Source organism: Sphingomonas sp. (assembly GCF_040398505.1).
Taxonomy (GTDB): Bacteria; Pseudomonadota; Alphaproteobacteria; order Sphingomonadales; family Sphingomonadaceae; genus Sphingomonas.
Genome location: NZ_JBBATX010000073.1, coordinates 1 through 8,398, shown reverse-complemented (window position 1 = coordinate 8,398; position 8,398 = coordinate 1). Strand labels below are relative to the sequence as shown.

The 8,398-nt window shown below is 64.1% G+C and carries 5 protein-coding genes and 1 tRNA gene; 3 read left to right on the top strand and 3 right to left on the bottom strand.

The features are described 5' to 3' along the window. Positions 1-194: 194 nt before the first annotated feature. Positions 195-2,228 (bottom strand): 3-hydroxyacyl-CoA dehydrogenase NAD-binding domain-containing protein, encoded by a 2,034-nt coding sequence (locus ABWP09_RS10050; RefSeq protein WP_353205012.1) that lies wholly within the window; start codon positions 2,226-2,228, stop codon positions 195-197. Between the two features lie 132 nt (positions 2,229-2,360). Next, positions 2,361-3,593 (bottom strand): serine hydrolase domain-containing protein, encoded by a 1,233-nt coding sequence (locus ABWP09_RS10045; protein ID WP_353205006.1) that lies wholly within the window; start codon positions 3,591-3,593, stop codon positions 2,361-2,363. A 180-nt stretch (positions 3,594-3,773) separates the two neighbouring features. Between ABWP09_RS10045 and ABWP09_RS10040 the strand changes: the two genes are divergently transcribed. Further along, positions 3,774-5,480, top strand: coding sequence for a class I adenylate-forming enzyme family protein (locus ABWP09_RS10040; protein ID WP_353205011.1), 1,707 nt, complete (start codon positions 3,774-3,776; stop codon positions 5,478-5,480). A gap of 3 nt (positions 5,481-5,483) precedes the next feature. Here ABWP09_RS10040 and ABWP09_RS10035 read toward each other — a convergent pair whose 3' ends face one another. After that, the gene (locus ABWP09_RS10035; RefSeq protein ID WP_353205005.1) at positions 5,484-6,959 is read right to left on the bottom strand and encodes an FGGY family carbohydrate kinase; all 1,476 of its coding nucleotides are present in this window, start codon (positions 6,957-6,959) and stop codon (positions 5,484-5,486) included. A 53-nt stretch (positions 6,960-7,012) separates the two neighbouring features. Here ABWP09_RS10035 and ABWP09_RS10030 point away from each other — a divergent pair, with 53 nt between their 5' ends. Both ABWP09_RS10030 and ABWP09_RS10025 read left to right on the top strand, forming a co-directional pair. Continuing rightward, positions 7,013-8,227 (top strand): AI-2E family transporter, encoded by a 1,215-nt coding sequence (locus ABWP09_RS10030; protein WP_353205004.1) that lies wholly within the window; start codon positions 7,013-7,015, stop codon positions 8,225-8,227. Positions 8,228-8,272: 45 nt separating this feature from the next. After that, positions 8,273-8,349, top strand: a tRNA-Asp gene (locus tag ABWP09_RS10025). The last annotated feature ends 49 nt before the right edge of the window (positions 8,350-8,398 follow it).

The following is an 8,398-nucleotide window of genomic DNA, read 5'->3' as shown; positions in this document are numbered from 1 at the left end:
AGCGCGGTGGTTTCGCCCGCGCGGATCGCGGCGGCGGTGGCGATCGCTGACTTCACTTCTCCCTCTCCCCGCTTGCGGGGAGAGGGCAAGCGAGCGCAGCGAAGCGCGGGAGAGGGGCAGTAAGAAACGGGAGTCCGCGTGACTGCCCCTCTCCCCGACCCTCTCCCCAGAGGGGAGAGGGAGAAGAAGAGAGACTATCCATTGAACCGACCGCCGCTCTCCGCTTTCGACTTCAGCAATTCGCTCACCGCAAACCCGTGCTTCTCCAAGCCAGCGACGATCTTCTTGAGCCCCTCGCTATCGGCCCAGAACATCGGCCCGCCGCGATAGACCGGCCAGCCATAGCCGTAGATCCACACCACATCGATGTCGCTTGCGCGCTGCGCCATTTTCTCTTCCAAGATCAGCGCGCCTTCATTGACCATCGTGTAGAGCGTCTTTTCGATAATCTCCTCGTCGCTGATCTCGCGCTTCGCCATGTTCGATTTGGCGCGGAAATCCTCGATAATTTCGGCGACGCGCGGGCTTGGCGTCGGGTTCCGCTTCTCGTCATAATCGTAGAAGCCCTTTTGCGTCTTCTGGCCCCAGCGCCCTTCGGCGGCGAGCGCGTCGCGGATGCTCTCGATCCGCGTCGGGTCGCGGTGCCAGCCGATATCGACCCCGGCGAGATCGCTCATCTGGAACGGACCCATCGGCATGCCGAATGCGACATGGACGCGGTCGATCTGCTCGGGCGTTGCGCCTTCCATCAGCAGCTTCATCGCTTCGATTTGGCGCGGCTTGAGCATCCGGTTGCCGATAAAGCCGTCGCACACACCCGCGACCACTGCGACCTTCTTGATCGTCTTGGCGAGCGCCATCACGGTGGCGAGTACATCGTCGGCGGTCTTTTCACCGCGCACGACTTCGAGCAATTTCATCACGTTGGCGGGCGAAAAGAAATGCATACCGAGCACGTCGCCGGGGCGCTTGGTGGCAGCGGCGATTGCGTTGACATCGAGATAGGAGGTGTTCGACGCGAGGATCGCGCCAGGCTTGCAAATCGCGTCGAGCTTGGCGAAGATTTCCTTCTTCACGTCCATATTCTCATAGACCGCCTCGATCACGAGGTCGCACTCGGCGAGCGCGGCGAAATCGAGCGTCGGGGTCAGCGCGCCCATCGCGGCTTCGGCCTGTTCGGGCTTGATCCGGCCCTTCGATGCCGATGCCTCGTAATTCTTGCGGATCGTGGCCGTTCCGCGGTCGAGCGCTTCCTGCGCCATTTCGACGATGGTGACGGGAATGCCTGCCGACAGGAAGTTCATCGAGATGCCGCCGCCCATCGTGCCAGCGCCGATCACGCCGACCTTGCTGATCGGGCGCAGCGCGATCTTGGGGTCGATCCCGTCGATCTTGGCGGCCTGCCGCTCGGCAAAGAAGATGTGGCGCTGCGCAGCCGACTGGACGCCCATCATCAGCTTCATGAATTCGGCGCGTTCGAACGCGATGCCCTCGTCGAAGCTCGATCCATCGGCGGCCTTCTCGACGCACGCGATGTTGGCGGCGGGGGCGTCGAAGCCACGGAAACGCTTGGCATTGTCCTTCTTGAACGCCGCGACGGCTTCGGGGTCGGCCTGCGCGATCTTCTCGCGGGCGCGAGGCAGCGGGCGGGCGGCGGCGATGTCGCGCGCAAAGGCAATCGCGTCGGCGACGAGGCTATCCTCTCCGGCGATGCGGTCGATCAGGCCCGCGCCGAGCGCCATCTTGGCCGAGATCGGATCGCCCTTTGCGGTCATCTCCAGCGCGAGCTTGACGCCAGCGATGCGGGGGATGCGCTGCGTTCCGCCCGCCCCTGGGAGCAGGCCGAGCTTCACCTCGGGCGTACCGATCTTCGCGCTCGGCACGGCAATGCGGTAATGGCAACCGAGCGTGACCTCGCACCCGCCGCCCAGCGCGGTGCCGTGGATCGCGGCGACGACGGGCTTATCGGCCATTTCGATCATGTCGACGACGGTCGGCAGCCCGGGCTCCTGCATCGGCCGCCCGAATTCGGTGATATCGGCCCCGGCAAAGAAGGTGCGACCGTCGCAACGGATCACCATCGCCTTGACCGCATCGTTCGCGAGACCTTCCTTGATCCCGGCCTCAAGCCCCTGTCGGACCGCTGCGCCGAGCGCATTGACTGGCGGGTTGTTCGAGATGATCACGAGGATGTCGTCGTGCAGTTCGGTGGTGATCGGGCCGGTCATTGTCATTCTACTCCCTAAATCCTTCCCCGGCGAAGGCCGGGGCCTAGTCGCGGGGCAGCCGTTGGTTGCGTTGCGCTTCGTTATCACAAGCAGCGCAACGGGGCCCCGGCTTTCGCCGGGGAAGCGAGTTCGTTACGTCAGCGCGCTGTAGATCAATGTCTTCAACTCGCGCCGGATCGGGTAGACGTTCGACGGCGACATCTGCGTCATGAACACCATCGACAGCTGCTCGACCGGATCGACGAAAAAGGCGGTCGAGAACATCCCGCCCCAATAATATTCGCCGGCCGACCCCGGAATCATCGAGCGCGCGACATCCACATTGACCGCAAAGCCAAGCCCGAAGCCGGTGCCCGCGTTCGCCGCTTCGCTGAACAAGGACTTCGACATGGCGGCAAGGTCCGAGCCGCCGGGCAAATGGTTCATCGTCACCAACGCGATCGTTTTGCGCCCGACGATCCGCGCGCCGTCGAGTTCGCCACCGTTGAGCAGCATCGTGCAGAACCGGTGATAATCGAGCGTGGTCGAGACGAGTCCACCGCCGCCCGACACGAGCTTCGGCATCCGGCTCCAAGCACTTGCTTCGCCGCGATCGTACATCACGCGGCCCTTACCCGGGACAAAAGTGTAGCAATCGGTCAGCCGGTCGATCTTATCCTCGGGCACGGCGAAGAAGGTGTCATCCATCCTGAGCGGCGCGAAGATGCGGGTGTGGAAGAAATCGGGCAGCGACAGACCCGAAACCCGCTCGACCACCGCGCCGAGCACATCGGTCGATACCGAATAATTCCATGCATCGCCCGGCGAGAATTCGAGTGGCAGCTTGCCGAGCGCCGCGATGAACCCGTTGAGGTCGAGTCCGCCATGCCAATTCTCGAGTCGGCCCTCACGGTACGCCGCGTCCACGTTCGACCGATTCTGGAAACCGTAGGTCAGGCCCGCGGTGTGGCGCAGCAAATCGACCATGCGCATCGGCTCGGTCGTCGGCTTGGTCTGGAACGGCACCCCGCCGCCGCCGCCATTATAGACGCCGAGTCCTTTGAATTCTGGGAGCACGTGGTGGACTGGCGTATCGACCGCGACCTTGCCTTCTTCCACCAGCATCATGAACGCGATCGAGGTGATCGGCTTGGTCATGCTGGCGATGCGGAAGAGCGAGCTCTCGTCGATGCTGGCCCCGCCTTCGCGTGCCGCCCCTTGCGAGGAGAAATGCGCGATCTCGCCGCCCTGCGCGATCAGCACCTGGCAATTGGGGAGCTTGCCCGAATCGAGATAGCGTTCCTTTAAAAACGTATCGATCGCGGCAAGGCGGGCGGTGTCGAATCGTCCGGTGACGGGCAGGTTCACGGTCATGTCGGTTTCCATACCCCCGGTTCGAAAGCGCGGCCACCCTATTGCCTTGAGTGGCGCGCGAATCAACACTAACCTTGCGAAATTCGATCGACGCGGCAAACCCGAGTTTCAACTGACGCACGCGCCGACACAGAGGAGAGCATCGTCTTGGATACGGAACCACTCGTCGCGCTCGACCCGGCCTGGCCCAAAATGGCGCTTGCCGAGGCGCAAGCGGCGCTGACCGTCGCGGGTGGCAAGTTCGAGATCGAGACAGTCGCGATCGACGGCATTCCGACTCGCGTGTGGAAGCATGCGCCGCCGTCGCTCGCGTGGCTGATCGCGGCGTCGCGGGCGCATGGCGCGCGGGAGTTCACGGTCTATGAAGATGAGCGTGTCAGCTATGAAGCAAATTTCCGCGCGGTCGCCGCGCTGGCGCATACGCTGGTCGCTATGGGGATCGGCAAGGGTGACCGCGTTGGCCTCGCAATGCGCAATTTGCCCGAATGGCCGGTGATTTTCTTCGCCGCCGCGAGCATCGGGGCGATCGTCGTGCCGTTGAACGCGTGGTGGACGAGCGGAGAGCTCGAATATGGCATCGATGATTCGGGCTGTCGGATCCTGTTCGTAGATGACGAGCGCTATCAGCGGCTCTCGGCGGACAATCCGGCTTTGCCCGCGCTTGAGAAGATGGTCGTGGCGCGCGCATCCGTCCCGCTCGATGCGCGCGCGGTGCGCCTGGAGGATCTGATCGGCACACCGCACGACTATGCGAGCTTGCCCGAGGCCGAACTGCCGTCGGTCGAGCTTTTGCCTGACGATGCGGCGACGATCTTTTACACCAGCGGCACGACCGGCAACCCCAAGGGCGCGCTCGGCTCGCACCGCAACCTCATGACCAACATTCTGACCTCGGCCTTTTCCGGTGCGCGGACCTATTTGCGCCGCGGCGAGGCGATTCCCGATCCCACGCCCAAGACCTTCCTGACCGTCATCCCGATGTTCCACGTCACCGCTTGCAGCGCGACAATGATGGGATCGATCGCGAGCGGGAGCACGCTCATCTTTATGCGCAAATGGGACACGATCCGCGCGATGGAGTTGATCGAGCGCGAAAAGGTGCACGTGACCGGCGGCGTGCCGACGATCGCGTGGCAAATCCTCGAGCATCCCGACCGCGACCGCTACGATCTCTCCTCGCTTGAGGCGATCGCGTATGGCGGGGCACCGTCGGCGCCCGAACTGGTGCGGCGGATTTTCACCGAATTCGGCGCGCTGCCCTCGAATGGCTGGGGCATGACCGAGACGATGGCGACCGTCACGGGTCATGGCGGCGAGGATTATCTCGCGCGCCCGACCAGCGCTGGCCCGCCGGTGCCCGTTGCCGATCTCAAGATCGTCGATGAGGATGGCGTGACCGAACTCGCCGTTGGCGAAGTCGGCGAGCTATGGGCGCGCGGGCCGATGGTGGTGAAGGGCTATTGGAACAAACCCGAGGCGACCGCTGCGACCTTCGTCAATGGCTGGGTGCGCACCGGCGATCTGGCGCGGCTCGATGACGAGGGCTTTGTCTATATCGTCGATCGCGCGAAGGACATGATCATCCGCGGCGGCGAGAATATCTATTCGAGCGAGGTCGAGAACGTCCTCTACGCGCATCCCGCGGTGACCGATTGCGCGCTGATCGGCATTCCGCACCGCACGTTGGGCGAGGAACCCGCCGCCGTCGTCCACCTCGCGCCGGGGATGGAGGCGAGCGAAGCGGAATTGCAGGCCTGGGTGAAGGCGCGGCTGGCGATCTTCAAGACTCCCGTCGCGATCCGCTTCGTCCACGATACCTTGCCGCGCAACGCGAATGGCAAGATTTTGAAGAAGGATCTGAAGGTGCTGTTCGAGGACCGGGTAGGGGTGGCGGCGTAAGCGTCAGGCGACGATCTTCGCCACCGCATGCTTCCACCCGTCGAGCCGCCGCTCACGCGCCGCACTGTCCATCGCCGGCTCGAACGTCTCCACCGCGCCGCGCATGACGCTGGCCTCGGCGAGGTCGGAGAACAGCCCGCAACCGATCCCTGCCAGCATCGCCGCACCAAGCGCGGTGGTCTCGGCGAATTTTGGGCGTTCGACGCTGACGTTGAGGATGTCGGCCATATCCTGCGCCATCCAGTCATTGGCGACCATCCCGCCATCGATCCGCACGCTCGCCCAATCGACGCCGTCGGCGGCAAAGGCGGTCTTCAGATCATGCGCTTGATGCGCCATCGCCTCCAGCGCGGCGCGAACGATATGCGCCTTGCCGGTCGAGAAGCTCAGCCCTGAGATCGCGCCGCGTGCGTCGGGCTCCCACCACGGCGCGCCGAGGCCGGACAAGGCTGGTACCAGGTACACACCGCCATTGTCGGGCACGCTGCGCGCCAAGGCTTCGGTTTCCGCCGCCGTGCCGATCAAGCCGACTTCGTCGCGCAGCCATTTGATCAAGCTCCCGGCGACGAACACCGATCCTTCGAGCGCGTAGGAGCGCCGTCCGCCCAATTGCCAGACGATCGTCGACAGCAAGCGATTGCGCGAGGTCGGCGGGGTCGGTCCGGCCTGGCTGAGGACGAACGCGCCCGTGCCGAAGGTCGCCTTGGTCTCGCCGACTGCCAGGCACGATTGCCCGATCGTGGCGGCTTGCTGATCGCCGGCAATGCCGCAGATCGGGATTGGGGAGCCGAACAGCGTGGTAGTGCCGAATTGACCGGCGCAATCGACGATCTCGGGCAAGGCCGCGCGCGGGACGGCGAAGAGGTCGATCAGACCGTCATCCCATTGCCCGCTGCCAATTGCCATTAACGCGGTGCGGCTGGCGTTGGTCGCGTCGGTGATGTGCAGGCCACCCCGGTTTTCGTTGGCGGTCAGCTTCCAGATCAGCCAGCTTTCGACCGTGCCGACGGCAAGACGCGTCCCCGCTGCTTTGACCGCAGGCCAATGTGCCATGGCCCAGCCGATCTTGCTGCCGGAGAAATACGGATCGAGCAGCAGCCCGGTCTTGGCCTGTACGACGCTTTCATAACCCGCTTCCTTTAGCGCGCGGCACGTCGCGGCGGTGCGGCGGTCTTGCCAGACGATCGCGGGGGCGAGCGGCTCGCCGGTCTCGCGGTCCCAGAAAACCACCGTTTCGCGCTGATTGGTGATGCCGATCGCGGCGATCTTTTCGGCGCCGCCGGCTTCGTCGATCACGGCGCGCGTGACGCTGAGCGTCTTGTCCCAGATCTCGGCCGCATCATGCTCGACTCGGCCAGGCTCCGGATAATGCTGGGTAAGTTGCGCGGCGCGGGTGACGAGGCACGTCCCGTCGGGGCGGAACAGCATTGCGCGAGTCGAGGTGGTACCCTCGTCGATAACCAGGATGAGATCGGCCATGGCACATCGCTAGCGCCGTTTGCGCGGCGTGGGAATGGCGCTAGAGTCGCGGCATGGCAGATCGGGATGACAGCAAGAGCGGTGCGTTTGGCTTGCCGGCGGCACAGGCGGCCGGGGACGAGGATGAACGCCGCGTTGCGTTGCGGCGCGACCGGTTGCTGGCGGCGCTCACGCTGATCGCCGGGGTCGGCCTCGCGCTGGCGGTGCCGTTCGCGCTGAAGGCCGGGGCCGAGTTCTTCCTGCCCACCACCGCGGCGTTGGTGATCGCCATCTCGCTGGTGCCAGTGCTCGAATGGCTGGAGCGGCGGCGTGTTCCGTCGGCCCTGGCGGCGCTGACCTGCGTGTTGCTGTTCCTCGTTGCGGCGAACGTCGCGCTGGCGGCGATCATCGTGCCTGCGACCGAATTTTTCCGGCGCCTGCCCGAACGCATCGACCGGATCCAGATGAACATCGCGCCGCTGATCGATCTGTATCAAAGCTTCCAGAAATATCTCAACCGCACCGTCCAGCATCTCGCCGCGACCGGCCCGATCAAGGCCCCGGCTACGACGGCGGTGACCCCGCCCAGCTCGATCCTCGAGCTTGCCGCGAGCTTTGCCCCGTCGGTGATCGTGCAAGTGTTTTTCGGCGTGCTGATTGTGTTTTTCTTCCTTTCCGGCTGGTCGCGGTTGCGCAAGAAGACGATCACCAGCCGGGCGAGCTTTGGCGGCGCGATGGCGACGGCGCGTGTGATCCAGGACGTGGTCGACGATACCTCGGCCTATCTCGGGACGATCACCGTGATCAACCTGTCGCTGGGGTTGCTGATGTCGGGCCTGTTGTGGGTGATGGGGATGCCGTTTCCGCTGATGTGGGGCGGGATTGTCGCGTTGCTCAATTATGTGCCCTATTTCGGGCCGATCGCGGCGGCGATGTTGCTGGCGCTGGGGGGGTTGATGACCTTTCAGGACATTTGGGTCGCGCTGATTCCCGCGCTCGCGATGATTGGCTGCCATTTGATCGAGGCCAATGCGATCACCCCGCTGATTGTCGGGCATCGCCTGACGATCAATCCGATCATGATCCTCGTCTCGATCAGCTTCTGGTCGTGGGTGTGGGGGACGGCGGGTACGCTGCTGGCGGTGCCGTTGCTGATTATCCTGCAAACGATCGTCGGTGCAGCGGGCAAGCCCGATATCGCCGGTTTCCTGTTTGAACACGGCACATTGACCGGGCGCGGCAAGGGCAGTTTCGACGGTTCTGCAGAAGAACGTGAAACCGGTGGTTGACAGGGTAGGGTGGCTCGCATAGTTGGCTCGCCTCACGCTTTATAAGCGGGTGTAGCTCAGTTGGTTAGAGCGCCGGCCTGTCACGCCGGAGGTCGCGGGTTCGAGTCCCGTCACTCGCGCCAAAGCGCAGCAAGCACGAAAATAGCGAAGCTATTTACGAGACTTGCAAGC

Coding starts and splice junctions, on each gene's coding strand:
- ABWP09_RS10050 (WP_353205012.1), bottom strand. CDS start 2,228: ATGACCGGCCCGATCACCACCGAACTGCACGACGACATCCTCGTGATC.
- ABWP09_RS10045 (WP_353205006.1), bottom strand. CDS start 3,593: ATGGAAACCGACATGACCGTGAACCTGCCCGTCACCGGACGATTCGAC.
- ABWP09_RS10040 (WP_353205011.1), top strand. CDS start 3,774: ATGGCGCTTGCCGAGGCGCAAGCGGCGCTGACCGTCGCGGGTGGCAAG.
- ABWP09_RS10035 (WP_353205005.1), bottom strand. CDS start 6,959: ATGGCCGATCTCATCCTGGTTATCGACGAGGGTACCACCTCGACTCGC.
- ABWP09_RS10030 (WP_353205004.1), top strand. CDS start 7,013: ATGGCAGATCGGGATGACAGCAAGAGCGGTGCGTTTGGCTTGCCGGCG.